Source organism: Natrinema sp. H-ect1 (assembly GCF_041821105.1).
GTDB classification, from domain to species: domain Archaea; phylum Halobacteriota; class Halobacteria; order Halobacteriales; family Natrialbaceae; genus Natrinema; species Natrinema thermotolerans.
Genome location: NZ_JBGUBA010000001.1, coordinates 646,911 through 667,831, shown reverse-complemented (window position 1 = coordinate 667,831; position 20,921 = coordinate 646,911). Strand labels below are relative to the sequence as shown.

Here is a 20,921-nt window from a genome sequence, read left to right as displayed (position 1 = left end):
GGGTGCGGCTCAGCCGACGACCGTCGCGGCCGCCTCGGTCGCGACGTCGGCGATCGGGCCGAACGCCGCGAGGATGACCGCGGTCACGACGGCGGCGGCGACGATCGCCGCGTAGAGGCCGGTCGGTTTCGCGAGCGTGTCCCGTTCGAGGAGCGGCTCCTCGATCCACAGCGCCTTGACCAGCCGGGAGTAGTAGTACAGCGAGAGCGTGCTGTTGATCACGAGCGCCGCGGCGGCGGCGAGCAGCGCCGTGTTCTCGGTGGCTGCCTCGATCGTGTGGCTGAACAGGAGGTACTTGCTCCCGAACCCGCCGAAGGGCGGGATACCCGCGAGGCTGAACATGAAGACGGCCATCGCGGCGCAGGCGACCGGTGCCTGGGTCGCGAGCCCGTTGTAGTCCTCGAAGGTACGGCCGACGCCCCAGTATTCGGCCAGCCCCACGAACAGGAACGCGCCCGTGTTCATGAAGCCATAGACCAGCAGGTGGATCATCGCCGCGCCCATGACGAGGTCGCCGGAGGACGTCGAGAGCGCCGCCAGTCCGATCAGCACGTAGCCCGCGTGGCCGATCGAGGAGTAAGCGAGCATCCGCTTGACGTTCTCCTGGGTCGCCGCTGCGAAGTTGCCGAGCGTCATCGTGACGATCGCCAGGATGACGAAGGCCCACGTCCAGTCGACGCCGATCACCGCCGTCGTCGCCTCGAGCGGGAACGCGGTCGTGAACACGCGGAAGGCGAGGACGAAGCCGGCGGCCTTCGAGGCCGAGGAGAGGAACGCGGAGATCGGTGCGGGCGCGCCCTCGTAGGCCTCGGGGGCCCAGAAGTGGAAGGGCACGCTCGCGGTCTTGAACGCGATGCCGCCGATCAACATGAGGATGCCCAGTCCGAGCAGACCGCCCATTTCACCGGCCGCGTCGAGGTTCGCCGCGATCGCCTCGAGCTGCAAGGAGCCGGTCGCGCCGTAGACCAGGCTGACGCCGTAGACGAAGATCGCCGACGACAGCGCGCCGATCAGGAAGTACTTCAGGCCGGCTTCGACGCTGCCACGGTTGTCCTTCAAGATCGCAACCAGGGCGTACGACGGCAGGCTCGTCAGTTCGAGTGCGATGAAGACCGTCACGAGGCTGTTCGAGACGGCCATCATCGACATTCCGGTTGCCGCGAGGACCAGCAGCGAGTAGTACTCGGCCTGGTAGGTGTGGTCCTGCAGGTAGTCGTGGCTCGCGACCGCGACTAAGGCGGTGACGATCGCCACGACGATCATGAAGAACAGCGCTAGCTGGTCGACGACGAACTGGCCGTCCATGATGTCGATGACGCCGTAGTTCTCGATCCCCGTCGCACCGACGCCCGCGGCGGCGTACCAGACGGCGACGGCCAGCGAGGCCAACGCGCCGATAACGGTCGTCCCGGAGAGGACGGTTCGGTTCGTCGAGTGCGGGTTGATGCTGTCGAATACGAACAGCACGAGCGCCGTCGCGGCGAGTATCAGTGCCGGTGCGAGCGCCAGCCACTGGGGGAGGTCGATGACCGCCATCAGAGGTCACCTCCCTGGACGATCGGATCGATTGCGTCGGTTATCATGTCGAAGATCAGGTCGGGGGCCACGCCAAGCAGGACGACGAGTCCGAGCAACACGAGCAGCGACGCGACGTCGTGAACCGGGGCGCGGCCGACCTCGTAGTCGGTTTCGAGTCGATACGGGCCGAAGACGGTCCGCTGGAGCGCAAACAGGAGATAGCCCGCGACGATGACGATGCCGAACATCGCCAGCGAGGTAAACAGCGCCGAGTACGACAGCAGCTCGGAGCCGAAGGAGCCGAAGAAGATGAAGTACTCGGCGGCGAAGCCGCTCATCAGCGGGAGTCCCATGTAGCCGAACGCGCCGGCGATCAGCACGCCGACCGCGATCGGCATCCGGTCTGCCAGCCCGGACATGTCGGTGACCATCCGCGTGTGGGTCGCGTTGTAGATGACCCCGACGGCCATGAACATCAGTCCGGAGATCAGCCCGTGGGAGATCATCTGGAAGGTCGCACCGCCGACCCCGAACTGAGTGTACGCGACCAGCCCGAGGATGACATAGCCCATCGACGACACGGAGGAGTAGGCGACGATCCGTTTCAGGTCGGTCTGGGCAAGCGCCAGCATCGCGCCGTAGATGACGCTGATGACGGCGATCGCCGCGATCGGCACCGCGTAGGCCTCGACCTGGTCGGGGAACATCGTGAAGTTGAACCGCAACAGCGCGTAGGTCCCCATCTTCAGCAGGACGCCGGCCAGCAGGATCGAGGCCGGCGTCGGTGCCTCGACGTGGGCGTCGGGCAGCCACGTGTGGAACGGCACGATCGGCACCTTCACCGCGAAGCCGAGGAACAGGCCGATGAAGACGACCGACGCGAGGGTCGTTCCGCTGAGACCGAACAGGCCGTCAGGGCCGCCCTCGAGCATCGCGGTCGCGACCTCCGGCAGTGCGAAGGAGGTCACGTCGCCCAGTCCGAAGACCAGCGCGACGAAGGAGCCGAACATGACCAGCGACGCCACGTTCGTGTAGACGAAGAACTTGATCGCGGCGTACTTCCGGCGCGGGCCGCCCCAGATCCCGATCAGCAGGTACATCGGGATCAGGACCGCCTCCCAGAAGACGAACCAGAGGAAGAAGTCAAGCGCCGAGAAGACGCCGATCAGCATCGCCTCGATGAACAGGATCAGTCCGTAGAACTGCGACTGGCGTTCGTCGATCGGGGTCCACGAGCTGACGATCGCGAGCGTACAGAGGATCGTCGTCAGGACGACCAGCGGGAGGCTGATCCCGTCGAGGCCGACGAACCACGAAATCGAGTAGTCGCCGATCTCGAGCCAGGCCGCCTGTGATTCGAAGGCGAGTTCGCCGCCCCGGAGGGCGTTCCCGCTGCCGTCGAAGGCCCCGAACAGCCACAGCGATAGGGCCGCCGGCACGAGGCTGATCGCGAAGGCCAGCTTGCCGGCGATGCGATTCGGCGCGACGAACGTAACGAGCGCGCCGATCAGTGCGACCGCGATCAGTGCTTCGATCATCATGCGAACCACCCTCCGAGATAGCCGAGGACGAGCAGTAAGGCGATGAACCCGCCCACCAACAGTGCCGCGTAGTTAGTCACGATACCCGTCTGGATCCGTTTCACCCAGTCGCTGCCGAACAGGCTGATCTGTGAGGTGCCGTTGACCACGCCGTCGATGACGGTCTGGTCGAACCGGTCGGCTGCCCGCGCCAGCGGCAGGGTGAAGCCTTCGGCGAGCCAGACCTGATACTCGTCCTGGTAGTAGTTGCTTTTGAGGACGCTGTAGGCGCCGCCGAGTTTCGTCGTGTGGCGGTCCGGGTCGGGCACGTTGTACAGCGTGTGTGCCGTGAACGCGCCGGCGAGTGCGAGCCCGAGCGAGAGGCCGGCACTCAGCAGCATCGTCGTCGTCTCGGAGCCGATGTAGGATTCTTCGAAGGCCATCTCGGCGACCGTCTCGTGGTAGTGGTGGTAGGTCAGCCCCTCGACGTAGCCGTACTCGCCGTCGAGCCAGAACTCGAGGAACGTGATGTCGACCCCCGCGAGCTTCGCGATCGGGGCCATGTTCACGAGGCCAGCGACGGCGGCAAGGGTCCCGAGCGCGAGCAGCGGGACCTTGACCGCCCACCCAACCGGGTGGGGGTCCTCGGCGGTGTCGGACCGAGGTTCGCCGTGGAAGGTCAGGAAGACCATCCGGAACGTGTAGAAGCCGGTGAAGAACACGGCCACCAGTCCCATCGCGTAGGCCGCGAGGATGACTGGTTCGGAGAGGCCGACGGCCAGCGCGTCAAACAGTACCTCGTCTTTCGACCAGAAGCCGGAGAACGGGACGATCCCTGCGAGCGCGAGCGCGCCAGCGAGGAACGTGTAGTAGACGACGGGCGCTTTGTCTTTCAGGCCGCCCATCTCCCACATGTCCTGTTCGTGGTGCATGAGGATGATGACCGCGCCGGCACCGAGGAACAGTAAGGCCTTGAAGAAGGCGTGGTTCATCAGGTGGAAGACGCCGGCGACGTAGCCGCCGACGCCCAGTCCGAGCATCATGTATCCGTACTGGCTGATCGTCGAGTAGGCAAGCACCTGCTTGACGTCGTCTTTGACGACGGCCATCGTCGCCGCGAACAGGGCGGTGAAGCCGCCGACGAAGGCGATGATCGACAGCGCGGTCGGCGAGAGCGCGTAGTAGCCGAACATCCGTGCGACCAGATAGACCCCGGCCGCGACCATCGTCGCCGCGTGAATGAGCGCGGAGACGGTGGTCGGACCCTCCATCGCGTCGGGCAGCCAGGTGTGGAAGGGGAACTGCGCGGACTTGCCCAGCACGCCACCCAGTACGAGCAGCCCGGTGATCGTCACCCACGTCTGGGCGTCGAAGCCGAACAACGTTGCTCCGTCCTCGATCGCCGTCTCTGCGGCCGTGACGAACGAGCCCTCGCCGGCGAAGCCGACCGTGCCGAACGTCGCCGCGATGGCGACGACCCCGATCAGGAAGAAGTAGTCACCGAAGCGAGTGACCAGGAACGCCTTCTTCGCGGCCGATGGGGCCGATTCCGTGCGGAACCAGAACCCGATCAGCAGGTACGAACAGAGGCCGACGAGTTCGAAGAACATGAACGCCATCAGCAGGTTGTCCGCGAAGACGAACGCGAGCATGCTGAACGTAAAGAGCCCGAGTTCGGCGTAGTACCGCCGCAGCCCGGTCTCCCCTTCGGCGTTCATGTAGCCGAGGCTGAAGACGTGGACGAGCAGGGCGACCAGCGAGACGATCACCAGCATGAGCGCCGAGAGCGGATCGATCAGGATCCCGAACGTAAAGGCGATCGTCTCCGCGCCGGTTTCGCTCGCCGCTGCGCCGGCCGTCCACTCGTACAGTTCCGTGTGATGTGCGTCGCCGCCTGCGACGGCCGCGGCCATCACCAGCGAGACGACGAGCGACCCGCCGGTCGCGATGATGCCCGGCAGCGCGCCCTTCTTCGGCAAGTGCTTCCCGAACAGGAGCGTGATCACGAACGCCACGAGCGGGAACACTGCGATCGCCGGTGCGAATCCGAACGGTCCTGTTGCTGTTGCTGCCATCTTACCACCTCATCGTCGTCGGTACCGTGACGTCGACGTCACGGAAGTTGCGATACAGCACCAGAATGATCCCGAGCCCGACGGCCACCTCGGCAGCGGCCAGCGCCATCGTAAACAGCGCGAACAGCTGGCCAGTGAGGTTGCCGTGATAGAACGCGAACGCGATCAAGTTGATGTTGGCCGCATTCAGCATCAACTCGACGGACATCAGGAACAACAGTGCGTTACGACGCGTCAGGACGCCGAAAAGACCGATACAGAACACCGCCATCGACAACAGCACGTAGTACTGTACGTCGACGGTCATCGGTCGTCACCTCCGGTCTCCGTGCCACCGTCGGCGACGGCCGGCTCCGGCGTCTCGCTCGAGGCCTCGTCCGCACTCGAGAGCGCGGACACGGGTTCGCCGCCCTCCTCGCGTTTCGCGAGGACGAGCGAGGCGTCGAGCGCGGCGTCGAGCGCGACGGCGACGAGCAAGACGGCGGCGAGGAACGGTTCGGTCCCGCCGACCGTTTGCAGTTCGTCGTAGCCGAAGAGTGCGTAGCCGAGTTCGGCCGTAACCGAGATCCCCTCGGGGAACCCTTCCATGCCGCCGAACGAGGCGTTGAGTGTAATCAACGCCATCACGGCGAACAGTCCGACGGCGAGTAGCCCCGGGACCAGCGTCTTTCCGAGTCGGAGTTTCGGGCCGGTCGTCATGCCTGTACCACCTCGTCCGTCTCGGTGTCGTCGCGCTGGGTCAGCATGACGGCGAACGTGATGAGGACGAGGACCCCGCCGACGTAGACGAGGACCTGCATCATGGCGACGAACTCGGCCGCCAGCATCACGTAGTGGACCGCCACGCTGAGCAGCGCCACGCCCAGCAGGAGCGCCGAATGCCACGGGTCCTGCATGAGCACGACACCCACCGCGCTGGCCAGCGTCACCCCGGCGAACAGCGCGAACGCGATCAGCTCGTAGTTCATGGTTGTGTTGATAGTGCCCGTTTACGGGACGGGCGGACCCGTTACTGGTAGTCGACCTCCCCCTCGCCTTCACCGACCCACGCGCCGCGATCGGGTTCGCGGGAGGCGAGCGGGTCGATGTCCTTGTACCACGGGACGGCCTTCAACTGCTCTTTGTTGTAGACGAAGTCGTGTTTCGTGTCCGCGGTGAACTCGAAGTTCTCCGTCAGGAGGATGGCGTCGACGGGGCAGACTTCCTCACAGAGCCGACAGTAGATACACTGTCCGATATGGAGGTTGTACTGTTCGCCCTGTCGCTGATCGTTCGTCACGATCTGAATCGTGTCGTTCGGACAGACGTTCTCACACTGGCGACACCAGATACACCGCTCCTGACTGAACTTGTGGACGCCGCGAAAGCGCGGCGAGACGTCCGGTGCGGTCTCCGGGTACTCCACCGTGAATGTGGAGCCGTCCAGTGCGTGTTTCATCGTCGTTGCCATCGATTTGAGTATCCCGATCATGCTATCAGCCCCACGATTACCGCGGTCAAGACGAGATTGGCGAAGGCCAACACGAGCAGGCCCTTCCAGCCGATCTCGATCAGTTGGTCGATTCGAACCCGTGGCACCGCCGAGCGCAGCCACTGGGTCGCGAAGAACACCGCCCAGATCTTGATGATGAACCAGACGATGCCCGGCAGGACGGGGCCGGCCGGGCCGCCGAGGAAGATCGTCGCGATGATCGCCCCGCCGAGGAAGATGTGGAGGAACTCCCCGAGGTAGATCAGCACGAAGTAGACCGAGGAGTACTCGGTCTGGTAGCCGGCGACGATCTCGGTCGGTGCCTCCGGCGTGTCGAAGGGGTTGCGACCGACCTCCGCGAAGTTCGCCACCAGAAAGAGGACGAACGCGAAGGGGTTGATCAGCGCGTACCACGTCGGGATGTCGATCCCGGCGATCGTCACGAGCGTTTCGTGTTGCTCGGCGACGATCGTCCCCATCTGCAGCGACCCGGAAAAGATCACGACCGACATCCCGGTGATGACCAGCGGGATCTCGTAGGCGACGTTCTGTGCCACCGCCCGGAGCCCGCCGAGCATCGAGTACTTGTTCGCCGACGCGTAGCCGGCCATCACCAGGCCCAGACTCGCGATCCCCGAGACGGCGAAGACGTACGCCAGTCCGACTTCGGGGTCCGCGAGGTGGATCCCGTTACCCATCGGGATGACGGCAAAGCCCAAAAGCGCCGACGACGCGACGACGATCGGCGCGAGGTCGTAGGCCGGGCGGTCGGCGTTCTCCGGGATGACCAGTTCCTTCGACAGGAGCCGGACGGCGTCGGCGACGATGATGAAGAGGCCGGCCGGCCCGAGCCGGTTGACCGCGATCCGGTCGGTGAATGCGGCGGTGATCTTTCGCTTCGCCCACGGCCCCGCGACGCCGGTCATCGCCAGCATCAGGTTCCCGATGAGGAAGGCCGCGAGGAAGGCCGCGAGCAACTCGCCGCCGAGCCCGAATCCGTCAAGGCCGGTCAGCTCGCCGATCCGTTCGGGGAGCAAGACCGTGTCCTGCAGCGGCAGCGCCGGCGTCGCGGTCGCTGTCTGTGTGCCGGGCATACTAGCGGTCCACCTCCCCGAGGACGATATCGAGGCTGCCAAGCGACGCGATCAGGTCCGGGATGTACTCGCCTTCGGACATCTCGGGCAGCGCCGAGAGGTTGTGGAAACACGGACTCCGGATCTTGAACCGGCCCGGCTTGTCGGTCCCGTCCGAGCGGATGTAGATCCCGAGTTCTCCCTTCGCGCCCTCGACGCTGCGATAGATTTCCGTGTCCGCGTCCGGCTTCAGCGTCCGCGGCACGTTACTCTGGACAGTGCGTTCGTCCTCCGGCCAGTCCTCGAGCAGGTCGAGACACTGCTCGATGATCTTCGCGGACTCCTCGACCTCCTGCATGCGAACGAGGACCCGAGAGTAGTTGTCACAGCCGTCCTCGGTGACGACGTCCCACTCGAGGTTGTCGTAGTAGCCGTAGGGGTCGTCCCGGCGGAGGTCGTAGTCGATGCCGGAGCCGCGGGCGACAGGGCCGGTACAGCCGTACTGTTTGGCCACTTCCGGTTCCAGGATTCCGGTGTCGTGGGTCCGGACCTGGAAGATCTCGTTGCCGGTCAGCAGGTCGTGGTACTCGTCGACCTTCGCGGGCAGTCCGTCGAGGAAGTCGCGGGTCTTTTCGATGAACTCCTCGCGGGGTTCTGGCAGGTCCCAGGCGACCCCGCCCAACCGGAAGTAGTTGAACATGAGCCGCTGGCCGGTCAGATCCTCGAGGATGTCCTGGACGACCTCGCGGTCGCGCATGCCGTACTGGAAGATGGCGGTGAAGTCGCCGTAGACGTCGAGTGCGAAGGTCGCGAGCGCGAGCATGTGCGAGGCGATCCGGCACAGCTCCGCGCCCATCGTCCGGATGACCTGTGCGTACTCGGGGACGTCGATGTCCGCGAGGTCCTCGGCCGTGCGCGCGTAGGCCCACTCGTTGAGGAGGCCGGCCGAGACGTAGTCCCAGCGGTCGGGGTAGGGCATGATCTGATGCCGGTAGGTCCCCTGCTGGCACATCTGCTCCTCGCAGCGGTGCAGGTAGCCGATGTCGGGGTCGACGTCGACGACCGTCTCGCCGTCCAGGACCGTCTCGATGTGGAGGACCCCGTGGGTCGCCGGGTGGTGGGGACCGATGTTGAGAAACATCGTGTCCGACTCGTCGTCGTGGTGGTCCGGCTGGACCGGGTTGGCGTGTTCGCTCAGGGTCACCAACTGCGGCTTCTCCTGGTTGTAGTCCTCGGAGAGCGGATGGCCCTGCCAGGTCTCGGGCAGGAGGATCCGTCGCGGATCGGGGTGGCCCTCGTAGTCGATCCCGACGAGGTCGAAGGCCTCCCGCTCGTGCCAGTCGGCGGTGCGAAAGACCGGTTCGGCGGTCTGGCTGACCGGGTCGTCGGTGGTCGTCGGCACGACGACCGACACCTCCTGGGTCGGGTCGGCGTACTTCCGGAGGTGGTAGATCGACTCGTACCGGTCGGCGTACTGCTGGGCCGTGAGGTTCGCGAGGTGGTCGAAGCCGGCCTCGTCACGCAGGTCCGAGAGGACCGATTGGACGTCGTCCGGCCGGACGACGAACCCCGGCGCGTTCAGGTGGTCGTCGCGCGCGAGCGCGCGATCGCCGATCAGCGCCTCAAGGTCGTCCTCCGATACCTCGATCGCCGGGCCGCGCTCGAGTCCCGTACTCATGGCGAATCAGCCCAGTTGTAACGCATGACCAGATCCTCCTCGTCGATGTCGTCGGCGAGTTTCTGGACGAGTTCGTCCTGTGGCAGGTCGCCGAACTCCTCGAGTTCGTAGGGCTTGACCACGACGGGCGTGGACTCGCCGTTGCGGATCCGTTCCTGGAGCTTCGCGATGCCGTAGACGAGCGCCTCCGGCCGGGGCGGGCAGCCGGGGACGTGGATGTCGATGGGGATGATCTCCTCGGCGCCCTTGACGACGTTGTACCCCTCCTGGAAGGGGCCCCCGGAGATGGTACACGAGCCCATGCCGACGACGAACTTGGGTTCGGGCATCTGGTCGTAGACCCGCTTCATTCGGGGGCCGAACTTCGAGACGATCGTCCCGGGGACGATCATCACGTCGGCCTGTCGGGGCGAGGCCCGCGGCACGCCGGCCCCGAAGCGGTCCAGGTCGTGTTTGATCGCGTAGGTGTGCATCATCTCGATGCTGCAACACGCGATCCCGAACTGGAGCATGAACATGGAGTTGCCCCGCACCCAGTTCATGAACTTGTCGAACTTCGTGAGGATGAACGGCGTGGAGCCGAAGGCCTCCCGAAGCTTGGAGTTGAAGCGGTCGTCGGCACCCTCACCGATCCGCGAGTCGCGGGTGTCCGTCGACGGTGCGGTGCTGTCGTAGATCGACTGGCGTGGTTGGTCGCTGCTCATTGTCTGTCAGCCTTCAGTTGTTCGGCCGTCCGGGCCCACTGTACTGCGCCTGTGCGCCACGCCCACGCGAGTCCGACCAGCAGGATACCGACGAACAGCAGCATCGGTCCGAGCGCGCGGACGAGCGAGATTTCCGGCGACGCGAGGGCATCCTGGTAGGCAACCGCCCACGGGAACAACAGGACGGTCTCGATATCGAAGACGACGAACAGAAGCGCAACCATGTAGTACTGAATGTTGAACCGGATGCGCGTGCCGCCGGTCGGAATCTCGCCACTCTCGTAGGTGGCGCGTTTGCTCGTTTCGGGCACGGTGGGTCGCAGGAGAGACGATACCGACATCATCCCGAGCGGTATCAGTACCCCGACGAGTGCCAGCGCCCCGATGGCGATCCAATCATTCATCTCCGTAACGTTCGGGGCTTCAAACCGCACGCACATAAGGGTTGATTCTTCGTTTTTCGGGGAAACACGGGCCGAGACGCGACTTCAGCGAACGCGGAACCCTCGTAATTAATCACCTTATACTATATGTGTCCCTATGAATAGCGAACGAACCGGTAACAGGCTATTACTCACGGCCGAAAACGGCCGGTTTAACGGCGCTATGGCGGTAATATCTTCCTGCCGAATCCGTTCGGATGACCGAACGGTCACTGCCGTCGGCAGGCGACGGCGACTACTCCTCTCGATCCCGGAACGCCGGCGTCCCCCGGTCGTGGAGGTCTCGAGAGACGTTGCCGACGCCCGCCCGCAGGTCCTCGTGGTAGGCGACCAGCCGATCGCGGACCGCGTCGTGTTGCCGGGCGAGGATCTGGGCGGCCGAGAGCGCGGCGTTGAACGACTTCCCGGCGTCGACCGCGACCAACGGCGCGCCCGTCGGCATCCCGATGACGCTGTCGACGGACTTCTCCTGGACCGGAACGCCGATCACCGGCAGCGGGTACGCGATGGAGGCGGTCATGTTCGGGAGGTCCGCCGACTTCCCGCCGGCCCCGGCGATGATCACCTCGAGCCCGCGCTCCTCGGCCGTCTCGGCGTAAGCCGTCATTAAGTCCGGCGTCCGGTGGGCCGAGGTGACGTAGGTCTCGAAGGTAAACCGCTCGTCGGGTGGGCTCTCGAAGTCGGTCTGCTCGGCGAACCCGAGTTCCTCGACGAAGGCATCGTAGGCCCCTCGGCGCTTCCCGCCGGTCATCATCGTCTCGAGGTCGGAATCGCTGCCCATGACGATTCCCACGTCGGGCGTCTCCGCAGTCGGTCGATCCTGGGTCGCTTCCTCGTGTAGCCGGTCGATTAGGTCCTCGACTGCCGATGCGGTCATACGCCGGGGTTTCGTCCCAGCCGCAATGAAAGGAACGGCTTCGCGGTCCGTGTCAGCGCGACCCCTTACAGCCGCCGCGGAGCCGGCTACACTCGGAGCGACGCGTGCGAAGGCAGAGATCGGTCCCCTCGTACTCCTCGGCCAGGACGTCTTCGAGAAGGCTCAGTTCGCGCTGCCCGTAGCCGTCGTTTGCGATGAAGTACGGGACGAGCCGTTGCTCGGCGACCCGCCGGCCACACAGCCCGTCGGCTTTGAACGCCTGGACGACATCACGGAGGTCCGCTCTCGTCGGCTCGGGATCGAGGTCGATGCCCGATCCGCGGCCCTCCGAAAGCCGCTCGAAGACGCGTTCGCTATCTATCATGTCCACGCAATAACAGAGCGATCGGTAAAACGCTTTCTACGGTACGGCGCTCGAGACCGTCGTTTCGGGCGAACACGTTCGTAACGATTCCGCGTGGCGTCGCTATTCGAACGTGACGGACTCGCGGAGTGACACCGCCCGCTCCAGCAATTCGTCGACGCCCTCGTCGTCCCGTCCGGTCACCGTCACGTGTCCCATCTTCCGGAGCGGTCTGGCCTCCCGTTTCCCGTACCAGTGGAGGTTCGCACCGGGCGTCTCGAGGATCTCGTCGAGGTCGCTCAGTTGCGCGGGCCGTTCCTCCTCTACGTCGCCGAGCAGGTTCGTCATCACGGTCGGCGAGCGCAGCGCGGTCGAGCCCAGCGGCCAGCCCAGCACGGCCCGGACGTGTTGTTCGAACTGCGAGGTCTGTGCGCCCTCGATCGTCCAGTGGCCGGAGTTGTGCGGGCGCGGGGCGATCTCGTTGAGCAGGACCTCGCCGTCCGAAGCTTCGAAAAATTCGATCCCGTAGACGCCTCGCCCGTCCATCACCTCGAGTACGTCGCGCGCGATCGCGTGGGCGCGTTCGGTGACGGCCTCGCTCGATCGCGCGGGGACGATCGTCTCCCGAAGGATCTCCGCCTCGTGGACGTTCTCGCCGATCGGGAACGTCGCGATTTCGTTGTCGTTGCGAGGTCCGTCCTCGCGATTCGCCGAACTCCGTTCGGCGGCTCCCTTGACCGCGATGACCGAGACCTCGCGCTCGAAGTCGACGAACGATTCGACCATCGCGGGGCCGGCGACCGACTCGAGGGCGTCTTCTGCCTCTGATTTCGACTCGACGGGGACGTTCCCTCGGCCGTCGTAGCCACCGGTCCGGGCTTTGAGCATCACCGGCGCGCCGTAGTCGTCGATCGCCGCTCGGACGTCATCGGCGTCGGAGACCGCGCGGAACGGCGGGACCGGGACGCCTGCGGCCTCGAGTTCGCGTTTCTGGACGAGTTTGTCGTGGATCGTCTCGAGCGTCGCGGGGTCGGGGTGGACGGGGGTCCCCGTCTCCTCGCTGACGCGGTCGAGGACCTGCTGGTCGGCCAGTTCGATCTCGAACGTGAGGACATCGGCCCGCGTCGCGAGGTCGCGGATCGCCGCCTCGTCGTCGAACTCGGCGACGATCTGCTCGCGGGCCACGGGTGCCGCCGGACAGTCCGGCGTCGGATCGAGGACGATCACCTCGACGCCCAGCGGCGCGGCCGCCTCGGCGAGCATTCGCCCGAGCTGTCCTCCACCGACCACGCCGACCGTTGGACCCGGCGTTCGAAGCGTCGTCATTACGCCCCGATTCTCGTCGCCCGCGCTTAAGAATTCTCAAACACCACCGCTCGCGGGTCCGTTCTCGTATAAAAACCCTCGGGGAGAACACCCGGGTCGGAAACCCGAAGGGAGTATATATCGAGCTGGCAACCCACAGACACGAACATGCAACGACGAGTCTCCCGACGCCGGGTACTCGCCGGGGGCGGCCTCGGCGCGCTCGCGTCGCTCGCGGGCTGTCTCGCGACCGGTCGAGGGGAAACGGAAACCGTCACCGAAACGTTCGACACCGAAGGGATACGCGAGGTGTCGCTCGACACCGAGAACGGCTCGGTCACCGTCGAGGGAGCCGCGGACGACGCGACCGCGCTCGAGATCCGCGGCCACAAGGCCGCCCCTACCGAGGGAACCCTCGAGTCGCTGACCCTCGAGTCCAAGCGGAGCGACGACCGACTCACGGTCGAGACCGCCAGCGAGGACGTCCCGTTCCTGATCGGTCCCGATCCGAAATTCGACCTCGAGGCGACGGTGCCGGCCGAGGTGGGCGTGATCGGAGGCGAGACGACCAACGGCGACGTCACCGTCCGGGACGCGACCGGCGAGGTGGTCGCTGAGACGACCAACGGCGATATCGACATCGAAGGGGTCGACGGTGATCTGACCAGCGAAAACACCAACGGTTCGATAACGGTCTCCGAGGTCAGCGGCGACGTTCTGGCGGAGACGACTAACGGCGACATCGACGTAACCCTCGTAGCGGACGGCGGGGACTTGACCGCCGAGACCACCAACGATTCGATCACCGTCCGTACCCCGCCGTCGATCGACGCGACCGTCACCGCATCGGCGACGAACGGTGAAGTGTCGTTCGAGGGGTTCGACGGCGTGACGGCCGACGACGGGGACGACGCGACGGTAACGCTCGGCGACGGCAGCCGGCGGCTCCGTCTCGAGACGACCAACGGCTCCGTGACGGTGCAACGCGAGGCCGACGACTAGTCACGCAGCCGCCGTCGCGGCGGCTCCGTTCGCCATTGGGCGGCCCCGTCGACCGCCGGAGAACGGTACCTCTTTTACCCGCCCTCCCTACCGCTCGCGTATGATCACGCTCGGACTGGTGGTCGCGCAGTTTAACCGCCCGATCACCGAGCAGATGGAGCAGGAGGCCCTCGAGGCGGCCACCGCCGCTGGTGCCGAGGTGTACGAGACGGTCCAGGTCCCCGGCGCGTACGACGCGCCGCTTGCAGCCGACCGGCTCGCGCGCCGCGATGCCGTCGACGCCGTCGCCGTCGTCGGCACCGTCATCACCGGTGACACGGACCACGATCAGGTGATCACCGACGCCACCGCCCAGCGACTCTCCGACGTGAGTCTCGAGCGTGACACGCCCGTGACCCTCGGCGTGACCGGGCCAGGAATGTCCGCCGCGGAGGCCCGCGAACGCGTCGAGAACGCGGCCACAGCCGTCGAGGGGGCGCTCGATCTCGTCGACGAACTACCGGCTTCCGATTCCCAACAATGACGATGGAATTCACCGACCGCGTATCCCGAGTCGAACCGTCCGCAACGCTTGCCATCTCCGCACTCGCGACCGAACTCGAGAACGAGGGCGCAGACGTCGTCGACCTCTCGGTCGGCGAACCCGACTTCCCCACGCCCGAGAACATCGTCGAGGCGGGGAAGGCAGCGATGGACGCCGGCCACACCGGCTACACCACCTCCGCCGGCATCCTCGAACTGCGCGAAGCGATCGCCGACAAGCTGGCCGCCGACGGCCTCGAACACACGACCGACGAGATCATCGTCACGCCCGGCGCGAAGCAGGCGCTGTACGAGATCGTCCAGGCGCTCGTCGAGGACGGCGACGAGGTCGTCCTGTTAGACCCCGCGTGGGTTTCCTACGAGGCCATGGTCAAGATGGCCGGCGGCGACCTCACCCGCGTCGACCTCGCCGAAACCGACTTCCAGCTCGAGCCCGCCCTCGACGATCTCGCGGCCGCCGTCTCCGACGAGACCGAACTGCTCGTCGTCAACTCCCCCTCGAACCCCACCGGCGCGGTCTACTCCGACGCCGCGCTCGAGGGCGTTCGCGATCTCGCCGTCGAACACGATATCACCGTCATCTCCGACGAGATCTACAAGGAGATCACCTACGGCGTCGAACCGACGAGCCTCGGCACCCTCGAGGGGATGGCCGACCGCACAGTCACCGTCAACGGCTTCTCGAAAGCCTACTCGATGACCGGCTGGCGGCTCGGCTACTTCGCCGGCCCCGAGGAGCTGATCGACCAGGCCGGCAAGCTCCACAGCCATTCGGTCTCCTCGGCCGTGAACTTCGTCCAGCACGCCGGCCTCGAGGCCCTCGAGACCGAGGAGCCGGTCGCCGAGATGGTCGACGCCTTCGAGGACCGGCGCGACCTCGTCATCGACCTGCTCGACGACCACGGCGTCGACGTCGCCGAACCCGAGGGGGCGTTCTACATGATGCTGCCGGTCGACGAGGACGATCAAGCGTGGTGCGAGGGCGCGATCGAGGACGCCCACGTCGCTACGGTCCCCGGCAGCGCCTTCGGCACGCCCGGCTACGCGCGGATTTCCTACGCCGCGAGCGAGGAACGGCTCGAGGAGGGTATCGAGCGGCTGGCAGAGGAAGGCTACCTGTAGCGCTTCTCGAGATCTCGATACTGCGACTCGTTTTCTGTCGATCGTCATCGGCCGCGGGTTTATATCCGAAGGCGCGGCCACGCCCCGTATGGACTGTCCGACGTGTGGGAAGTCCCTGTCGACCGAACGGGGGATGCGCCAGCACCACACGAAGGTACACGGCGACCCGCTTCCGAATCGGACGTGCAGCGGCTGCGGGCTCGCGTTCTACGATCCGAAAGCACGTCGTGAGTACTGCGACGACTGCGATCCGAACGCCGGCGAACACAACGGGAACTGGCGCGACGCGACGGAACTGACCGACTGCACGCGCTGTGGGTCGACGTTCGAATACTATCCGTCCGACAAACCGGGCGTCTACTGTTCGGACTGCGTCGAAGCTGCTGAGGGGCTGCTCCCGGACAATCCGTCGGTAAAAGCGGAGCGAGTAACAGTCGGTTGTCAGTCGTGTGGCGACGACCTCGAGGTGCGACCGGCACGGATCGACGAGCAGGAACGAGGGTTCTTCTGTACGCTCTCGTGCTACGGCGACTGGCTGTCGGCGAACGTCGTCGGCCCGGCCCACCACCAGTGGGAGGGCGGGCCGATCGAATACGGCCGGTCGTGGTGGCAGGTTCGACGGCAGGCGCTCGAGCGAGACGATTACGAGTGCCAACACTGTGGCGTTGAGGCGGCGGAACTCGACCGAAACCCGGACGTGCATCACCTCGAGCCCGTTCGGTCGTTCGAGGACCCCGAGGACGCACACGTACTGGAGAACGTGGTGACGCTCTGTCGGAGCTGTCACCGACGCGCCGAAGACGGTCAAATAGCCGTTTCGTCCGCCGGCGAAAAGTAACACTATTGTGCGGCGGTTTCGTATGCCGGAAGTGAAGTCCCGTGGTGGTGAGCAAATCCGATGGATTTGCGAACGACACGGGACGACGAGTGAAACAAGGAGTCCCGTGGTGTAGTGGCCAATCATATGGGCCTTTGGACGTGTTCGGTTCGTTCCGTCACGGAAGCAAGCCCATGACGGCGGTTCGAATCCGCCCGGGACTACTTTTGCGCCGACCAAACCCGTGAGACGTGAGTATCCCGGCGGTTCGAACCCGTTCTGAGATCTCCGGTAGAGTGAGGATAAACAACTGAACGCCGGGGTCGGCTATTTCGAGACAAGCGTCTCGTCTTTGGCGACCACCTCGTCACGTTTTCGATCGACGAAGAGCGCGTCCTGCCACTCGGGATCGTCAGCATCCGTGTTCTCCGTTCCCGACTCGTCCTTGAGGGCCTCCAGTCTGGCGGCGGTATCGAATTTGGCAGCCGACAGCGACCTGTGGGCCTGCTCGCCGATCACTTCGATCTTGTGCCGGGCGCCTCCGGGGACGTAGACGAACTCCATCGGGCCGATTTCTATGACTTGATGGCTCCCGTCTTCGCGTTCGAGTGTGTACTTGGCTCGCCCCTCGAGACACAGGTTCACTTCATCGAGTCCGGGAACGTGCGTGTGCCAGTCGATCCGTCCGGATGGCTCGAGTTCGAAGTAGAGGAGTCGGAACTCGTTCGTCCTGATGATCAGTGGCGAATGCCGTACGGCCTCGGAATCCGCGCCGTGCGCCGCCGGCGTCTGAACCTTGTACATCGTTTGCTCGGGGAGGTGCTTGTGGGCAAGGTCTTCCGGTGTTAGCTCCGAGTCGTCTTTCTGATCCATGACTAGGTGTCAAACGACGCGAACGGTATTGTTCTTATGCCCCGTCATCAATCGTCGTGAGCGCCGTTCGTAAACGGTGATGGCGTGTTCTACTGTCGTGTAACAGAGCGAGGTGTCGCTCCAGATGGAGACCGACGCCGACCTGCGCGCTCTCGAGTAGGACTGGCCGGTCAGGGCAACCGTACTGAACGAAACCCGATCGAATACCGCCGACCGGACGGACAGCACATCCGGGAGACCGCTCCGGTCACGGACTCCGATCCGCAATGGCCGAGCGGCCGGCGCTAACAACTCCATAGTAATCCTCGCGTCCTCGAGGAGAGAGGATATGTTCGGAACGAGCGGAATCCGTGGACCGGTCGGTGAAGAGATGACGGCTGCACTCGCGCTCTCGGTCGGTCGTGCCGTGGCCTCCGAGGGCTACGATCGCGTCGTCGTCGGACGAGACGCCCGGGAGAGCGGCGCGGTCCTAACCGATGCGCTGATCGCCGGGGTACGGGAGTGTGGCGCGGACGTTCTCGAGGCCGGCATCGTGCCGACGCCAACGGTCGCCCGGGCGGTCCAGCGAACCGACGCGGACGCGGGTCTCATCGTCACGGCCTCGCACAATCCCGCGTCGGACAACGGGATCAAACTTCGGGCTGCCTCCGGGACCGCCTTCGATCTCGAGCAACGCAAGGCGATCGCGACGCGCGTCGAAACCGACGAGTACGACCTCCGCCCCTGGGACGGACACGGGTCGCTCGAATCGCTCGAGGGCGCGCTCGAGCGACATGCGACGGCGGTGGCCGAGTCCGTGTCGATCGACGATCCACCGAGCGTCGTCGTCGATATCGGAAACGGGACCGGGGGGATCACCGCCCGCGTACTCGCGGATCTCGGCTGTGACGTCGTGACGCTGAACGGGCAACGGGACGGGCGCTTTCCGGGCAGGCCGAGCGAGCCGACGCGGGAGACGCTCGGCGACCTGTCGTCGGTCGTGGCGACGACGGCCGCGAGCCTCGGCATTGCACATGACGGCGATGCCGACCGGATGGTAGCCGTCGACGAGACCGGAACGTTCGTCCCGAAAGACGTCCTCCTCGCCCTGTTCGCACGCGAGGCTGCAACCGCGGGCGACACGGTCGCCGTGCCGGTGGGGACGAGCAGGGCCGTCGACGACGCGCTCTCGAGGACCGGTGCCTCTGTGACCCGAACGCGGGTCGGTGACGGCGCAGTGGCGGAACGCGCTGTGCAACCGGGGGTCGTCTTCGGCGGCGAACCCAGCGGCGCGTGGATCTGGCCGGCCGAAACGCCGTGTCCGGACGGGCCGCTCGCGGCGTGCAAACTCGTCGAACTCGTCGCCGCGCGGGGACCGCTCTCGTCGCTCGTCGACGGCGTCGAGACGTATCCAATCCGTCGTACGTCCGTCAGGGTCGACGAGAAACGGGCCGTGATGGACCGGGTTCGCGAGGACGCCCGGGATCGGTACGACGACGTCGATCTGCTCGATGGCGTCTACGTCGGTGTCGACGACGGCTGGCTGCTTCTTCGGGCGAGCGGAACCGAACCGATCATCCGGCTCACGGCCGAGGCACGGGACGAGTTTCGAGCCGAACAACTGGAAGCGGACGGTATCGGACTCCTCGAGAGCGCGATCACGACCGTGTCGGGACTCCGACCGTGAGCGGCGATCTCGTGCTGGTCGCGAGTGCGTCTATCGGCCGTTCTCGAGGCCGAGAGCGTGTTTAACGGAGTGATAATGAAGTGATCCGTCTGCGACGTTGCCGGATAGAGACGTGGTGGAACGAACAACGATGCTGCGGTGGGATGTCCGCAGCAGTCGAGCGAACACGAACGTGACAATGAGGGATAATTGAGCCGATGACTCGGACGTTTCGCCGCGACGACGCGACAGCAGGGAGTACCGAGGCCGAATCGACCGGGCTGGAGACGCTGCTCATCGGTATCGATGCTGGGTGTCTTCCGGTTTTCGAGCGATTGTTCGAGGCCGATCGGATACCGACCATCGAACGGCTCTGCACCGAGGGGGTGACTGCGCCCCTCGAGTCGCAGATCCCCCCGTGGACGCCGAGCGCCTGGCCGTCGATCTATACGGGTGTCAATCCCGGGAAACACGGCGTCGTCGGCTTCGTCAGCTACGACGGCTACGACTGGCACGTGACGAGCAACGACGACGTCCGCGAGCATCCCCTGTGGACGCTGTTGGATCGCCACGGCCGCTCGAGCGTCGTCGTCAACGCGCCGGTCACCCACCCGCCCGACGAGTTCGACGGGGCGGTGATCCCCGGATTCCTCGGCCCCGAGGACCCGCCGTGTCACCCCGCCGGACTCTTAGACGACGTCCGCGACGCGATCGGCGAGTACCGCGTGTACCCGAGCTACACGCGCGACGACGACTCGCTGTCCGACGACGCAAAGATCGAGGAGTACCGATCACTCGTCCGGATGCGCGGTCGGGCGTTTCGCTACCTCGTCGACGAGTACGACCCGGACTTCGGCTTCGTCCAGTTCCAGAAGACCGACACGGTCTTTCACGAGTTCAGCGGGGAGCGACGGCACGTCGATCGCGTCTACGAGACGACCGACGAGCAGATCGGGGCGATCCTCGAGGCCTGTGACCCGGACCGCGTCTTCCTCGTGAGCGACCACGGGATGGGCCAGTACGAGGGCTACGAGTTCCGGGTCAACGAGTATCTGCGCGATATGGGTTACCTCGAGACGACCACCGGCGGCAAGGGAATGCCGTCGTGGACGCCGATGCGGCGGCGACTCCGCGAGGGCGAGACGGTCGACACCTGGGAGCCGGGCACGGTCGCACGCGCGGCCTCGATCGCCGCCCGGTTCGGGATCACCGCCCGCCGCATCAGAGCGGCGCTCGAGCGGGTCGGGCTAGCCGACGTCGCCATCGAGTACGCTCCGGGCGGCGTCTCCAGAACGGCCAACGAACAGGTCGACTTCGCCGAATCGGCAGCTTACGTCCGTGCGCGGACCGAACTCGGGGTCCGCATCAACCTCGAGGGGCGGGATCCGAACGGCGTCGTTCCGCAGTCGGAATACGAGGAACTGCGCGAGGAACTCATCCGGGCGCTACAGGCCATCGAAACCCCGAACGGGGAGCCGTTCTTCGAGACGGTCGCGCCCCGCGAGCAGTACTTCCACGGCGACGAGATCGAGGAAACGGTCGACATCGTCACGATCCCCGCCGACTTCGAACACATGCTCTCCGAGCAGTTGGCCGACGGCGACTACTTCGGTCCCGCCGAGCCCTGGAATCACAAGCTCGACGGGATCTTCGTCGCGGCGGGCGAGGGGATCGACGAGAGTCCCTCGCTCGAGCGGGCCCACCTCTTCGACGTCGCGCCGACGATCATGGCCGCGATGGGAGTCCCCTACAGCGACCGCATGGACGGCAGCGTCGTTCCCGTCGTCGACTCCGTGGGGTCGGCCACCTATCCGGCGTACGCGGATCGGGACGACGAGTCCCGGCCGGCGACGGACGAGGCGGTAACCGATCGGTTGGCCGACCTCGGCTACATGAACTGAGTCGCTGACGG

Annotated in this window: 21 protein-coding genes and 1 tRNA gene; 7 read left to right on the top strand and 15 right to left on the bottom strand. The window is 65.6% G+C overall.

The window, feature by feature from the left end:
- Positions 1-9: 9 nt before the first annotated feature.
- The 14 genes from ACERIM_RS03415 to ACERIM_RS03350 form a co-directional block, all read right to left on the bottom strand.
- Positions 10-1,536, bottom strand: coding sequence for an NADH-quinone oxidoreductase subunit N (locus ACERIM_RS03415; protein WP_373631236.1), 1,527 nt, complete (start codon positions 1,534-1,536; stop codon positions 10-12).
- On the bottom strand, positions 1,536-3,059 hold the full coding sequence (locus ACERIM_RS03410; RefSeq protein ID WP_006650274.1) for a NuoM family protein: 1,524 nt from the start codon (positions 3,057-3,059) through the stop codon (positions 1,536-1,538). Before ACERIM_RS03410 ends, ACERIM_RS03415 begins: the two co-directional genes overlap by 1 nt.
- A complete protein-coding gene (gene nuoL, locus ACERIM_RS03405; RefSeq protein WP_373631234.1) occupies positions 3,056-5,113 on the bottom strand; it encodes an NADH-quinone oxidoreductase subunit L in 2,058 nt (685 codons plus the stop codon). The genes ACERIM_RS03410 and nuoL overlap by 4 nt, the downstream gene beginning before the upstream one ends.
- Position 5,114: 1 nt before the next feature.
- A complete protein-coding gene (gene nuoK, locus ACERIM_RS03400; protein ID WP_006181260.1) occupies positions 5,115-5,420 on the bottom strand; it encodes an NADH-quinone oxidoreductase subunit NuoK in 306 nt (101 codons plus the stop codon).
- Positions 5,417-5,812 (bottom strand): hypothetical protein, encoded by a 396-nt coding sequence (locus tag ACERIM_RS03395; protein ID WP_373631233.1) that lies wholly within the window; start codon positions 5,810-5,812, stop codon positions 5,417-5,419. The genes nuoK and ACERIM_RS03395 overlap by 4 nt, the downstream gene beginning before the upstream one ends.
- Positions 5,809-6,081 carry an NADH-quinone oxidoreductase subunit J gene (locus tag ACERIM_RS03390; protein WP_006650277.1) on the bottom strand — a complete coding sequence of 91 codons (273 nt, stop codon included), beginning with the start codon at positions 6,079-6,081 and terminating at the stop codon, positions 5,809-5,811. Before ACERIM_RS03390 ends, ACERIM_RS03395 begins: the two co-directional genes overlap by 4 nt.
- Before the next feature lie 41 nt (positions 6,082-6,122).
- Entirely contained in the window at positions 6,123-6,584 is a 462-nt protein-coding gene (locus ACERIM_RS03385) for an NADH-quinone oxidoreductase subunit I (RefSeq protein WP_006181257.1), read from the bottom strand.
- The gene (locus tag ACERIM_RS03380) at positions 6,581-7,678 is read right to left on the bottom strand and encodes a complex I subunit 1 family protein (RefSeq protein WP_006650278.1); all 1,098 of its coding nucleotides are present in this window, start codon (positions 7,676-7,678) and stop codon (positions 6,581-6,583) included. The genes ACERIM_RS03385 and ACERIM_RS03380 overlap by 4 nt, the downstream gene beginning before the upstream one ends.
- A 1-nt stretch (position 7,679) precedes the next feature.
- Positions 7,680-9,335 carry an NADH-quinone oxidoreductase subunit D gene (locus ACERIM_RS03375; protein WP_373631230.1) on the bottom strand — a complete coding sequence of 552 codons (1,656 nt, stop codon included), beginning with the start codon at positions 9,333-9,335 and terminating at the stop codon, positions 7,680-7,682.
- Positions 9,332-10,039 (bottom strand): NADH-quinone oxidoreductase subunit B, encoded by a 708-nt coding sequence (locus tag ACERIM_RS03370; RefSeq protein ID WP_006650280.1) that lies wholly within the window; start codon positions 10,037-10,039, stop codon positions 9,332-9,334. Before ACERIM_RS03370 ends, ACERIM_RS03375 begins: the two co-directional genes overlap by 4 nt.
- Entirely contained in the window at positions 10,036-10,443 is a 408-nt protein-coding gene (locus ACERIM_RS03365) for an NADH-quinone oxidoreductase subunit A (protein WP_006650281.1), read from the bottom strand. The genes ACERIM_RS03370 and ACERIM_RS03365 overlap by 4 nt, the downstream gene beginning before the upstream one ends.
- A gap of 274 nt (positions 10,444-10,717) precedes the next feature.
- A complete protein-coding gene (locus ACERIM_RS03360) occupies positions 10,718-11,359 on the bottom strand; it encodes an AIR carboxylase family protein (protein ID WP_373631228.1) in 642 nt (213 codons plus the stop codon).
- A gap of 52 nt (positions 11,360-11,411) precedes the next feature.
- Entirely contained in the window at positions 11,412-11,723 is a 312-nt protein-coding gene (locus ACERIM_RS03355) for a hypothetical protein (protein ID WP_006650283.1), read from the bottom strand.
- A gap of 102 nt (positions 11,724-11,825) precedes the next feature.
- Positions 11,826-13,028: a 5-(carboxyamino)imidazole ribonucleotide synthase gene (locus ACERIM_RS03350; RefSeq protein WP_373631226.1), complete on the bottom strand. Its 1,203-nt coding sequence runs from the start codon at positions 13,026-13,028 to the stop codon at positions 11,826-11,828.
- Positions 13,029-13,175: 147 nt separating this feature from the next.
- Between ACERIM_RS03350 and ACERIM_RS03345 the strand changes: the two genes are divergently transcribed.
- From ACERIM_RS03345 to ACERIM_RS03325, 5 genes are all read left to right on the top strand, one after another.
- Positions 13,176-14,009 carry a DUF4097 domain-containing protein gene (locus tag ACERIM_RS03345; RefSeq protein WP_373631225.1) on the top strand — a complete coding sequence of 278 codons (834 nt, stop codon included), beginning with the start codon at positions 13,176-13,178 and terminating at the stop codon, positions 14,007-14,009.
- A gap of 100 nt (positions 14,010-14,109) precedes the next feature.
- On the top strand, positions 14,110-14,532 hold the full coding sequence (gene ribH / locus ACERIM_RS03340; protein ID WP_006650286.1) for a 6,7-dimethyl-8-ribityllumazine synthase: 423 nt from the start codon (positions 14,110-14,112) through the stop codon (positions 14,530-14,532).
- The gene (locus ACERIM_RS03335) at positions 14,529-15,674 is read left to right on the top strand and encodes a pyridoxal phosphate-dependent aminotransferase (protein WP_049964826.1); all 1,146 of its coding nucleotides are present in this window, start codon (positions 14,529-14,531) and stop codon (positions 15,672-15,674) included. The genes ribH and ACERIM_RS03335 overlap by 4 nt, the downstream gene beginning before the upstream one ends.
- Before the next feature lie 88 nt (positions 15,675-15,762).
- Positions 15,763-16,512 carry an HNH endonuclease gene (locus ACERIM_RS03330; RefSeq protein ID WP_373631223.1) on the top strand — a complete coding sequence of 250 codons (750 nt, stop codon included), beginning with the start codon at positions 15,763-15,765 and terminating at the stop codon, positions 16,510-16,512.
- A gap of 100 nt (positions 16,513-16,612) precedes the next feature.
- A tRNA-Gln gene (locus ACERIM_RS03325) sits at positions 16,613-16,715 on the top strand.
- A 103-nt stretch (positions 16,716-16,818) separates the two neighbouring features.
- Here ACERIM_RS03325 and ACERIM_RS03320 read toward each other — a convergent pair.
- Complete coding sequence (locus tag ACERIM_RS03320; RefSeq protein ID WP_373631222.1) at positions 16,819-17,364, bottom strand: cupin domain-containing protein; 546 nt, start codon at positions 17,362-17,364, stop codon at positions 16,819-16,821.
- 328 nt (positions 17,365-17,692) lie between these two features.
- Between ACERIM_RS03320 and glmM the strand changes: the two genes are divergently transcribed.
- The gene (glmM, locus tag ACERIM_RS03315) at positions 17,693-19,030 is read left to right on the top strand and encodes a phosphoglucosamine mutase (RefSeq protein ID WP_373631220.1); all 1,338 of its coding nucleotides are present in this window, start codon (positions 17,693-17,695) and stop codon (positions 19,028-19,030) included.
- Positions 19,031-19,227: 197 nt separating this feature from the next.
- The gene (locus tag ACERIM_RS03310; protein WP_373631219.1) at positions 19,228-20,910 is read left to right on the top strand and encodes an alkaline phosphatase family protein; all 1,683 of its coding nucleotides are present in this window, start codon (positions 19,228-19,230) and stop codon (positions 20,908-20,910) included.
- The last annotated feature ends 11 nt before the right edge of the window (positions 20,911-20,921 follow it).

Excerpts from the sequence above, each read along its gene's own strand:
- ACERIM_RS03415 (WP_373631236.1), bottom strand. The coding sequence starts at position 1,536 with ATGGCGGTCATCGACCTCCCCCAGTGGCTGGCGCTCGCACCGGCACTG.
- ACERIM_RS03410 (WP_006650274.1), bottom strand. The coding sequence starts at position 3,059 with ATGATGATCGAAGCACTGATCGCGGTCGCACTGATCGGCGCGCTCGTT.
- nuoL (WP_373631234.1), bottom strand. The coding sequence starts at position 5,113 with ATGGCAGCAACAGCAACAGGACCGTTCGGATTCGCACCGGCGATCGCA.
- nuoK (WP_006181260.1), bottom strand. The coding sequence starts at position 5,420 with ATGACCGTCGACGTACAGTACTACGTGCTGTTGTCGATGGCGGTGTTC.
- ACERIM_RS03395 (WP_373631233.1), bottom strand. The coding sequence starts at position 5,812 with ATGACGACCGGCCCGAAACTCCGACTCGGAAAGACGCTGGTCCCGGGG.
- ACERIM_RS03390 (WP_006650277.1), bottom strand. The coding sequence starts at position 6,081 with ATGAACTACGAGCTGATCGCGTTCGCGCTGTTCGCCGGGGTGACGCTG.
- ACERIM_RS03385 (WP_006181257.1), bottom strand. The coding sequence starts at position 6,584 with ATGATCGGGATACTCAAATCGATGGCAACGACGATGAAACACGCACTG.
- ACERIM_RS03380 (WP_006650278.1), bottom strand. The coding sequence starts at position 7,678 with ATGCCCGGCACACAGACAGCGACCGCGACGCCGGCGCTGCCGCTGCAG.
- ACERIM_RS03375 (WP_373631230.1), bottom strand. The coding sequence starts at position 9,335 with ATGAGTACGGGACTCGAGCGCGGCCCGGCGATCGAGGTATCGGAGGAC.
- ACERIM_RS03370 (WP_006650280.1), bottom strand. The coding sequence starts at position 10,039 with ATGAGCAGCGACCAACCACGCCAGTCGATCTACGACAGCACCGCACCG.
- ACERIM_RS03365 (WP_006650281.1), bottom strand. The coding sequence starts at position 10,443 with ATGAATGATTGGATCGCCATCGGGGCGCTGGCACTCGTCGGGGTACTG.
- ACERIM_RS03360 (WP_373631228.1), bottom strand. The coding sequence starts at position 11,359 with ATGACCGCATCGGCAGTCGAGGACCTAATCGACCGGCTACACGAGGAA.
- ACERIM_RS03355 (WP_006650283.1), bottom strand. The coding sequence starts at position 11,723 with ATGATAGATAGCGAACGCGTCTTCGAGCGGCTTTCGGAGGGCCGCGGA.
- ACERIM_RS03350 (WP_373631226.1), bottom strand. The coding sequence starts at position 13,028 with ATGACGACGCTTCGAACGCCGGGTCCAACGGTCGGCGTGGTCGGTGGA.
- ACERIM_RS03345 (WP_373631225.1), top strand. The coding sequence starts at position 13,176 with ATGCAACGACGAGTCTCCCGACGCCGGGTACTCGCCGGGGGCGGCCTC.
- ribH (WP_006650286.1), top strand. The coding sequence starts at position 14,110 with ATGATCACGCTCGGACTGGTGGTCGCGCAGTTTAACCGCCCGATCACC.
- ACERIM_RS03335 (WP_049964826.1), top strand. The coding sequence starts at position 14,529 with ATGACGATGGAATTCACCGACCGCGTATCCCGAGTCGAACCGTCCGCA.
- ACERIM_RS03330 (WP_373631223.1), top strand. The coding sequence starts at position 15,763 with ATGGACTGTCCGACGTGTGGGAAGTCCCTGTCGACCGAACGGGGGATG.
- ACERIM_RS03320 (WP_373631222.1), bottom strand. The coding sequence starts at position 17,364 with ATGGATCAGAAAGACGACTCGGAGCTAACACCGGAAGACCTTGCCCAC.
- glmM (WP_373631220.1), top strand. The coding sequence starts at position 17,693 with ATGTTCGGAACGAGCGGAATCCGTGGACCGGTCGGTGAAGAGATGACG.
- ACERIM_RS03310 (WP_373631219.1), top strand. The coding sequence starts at position 19,228 with ATGACTCGGACGTTTCGCCGCGACGACGCGACAGCAGGGAGTACCGAG.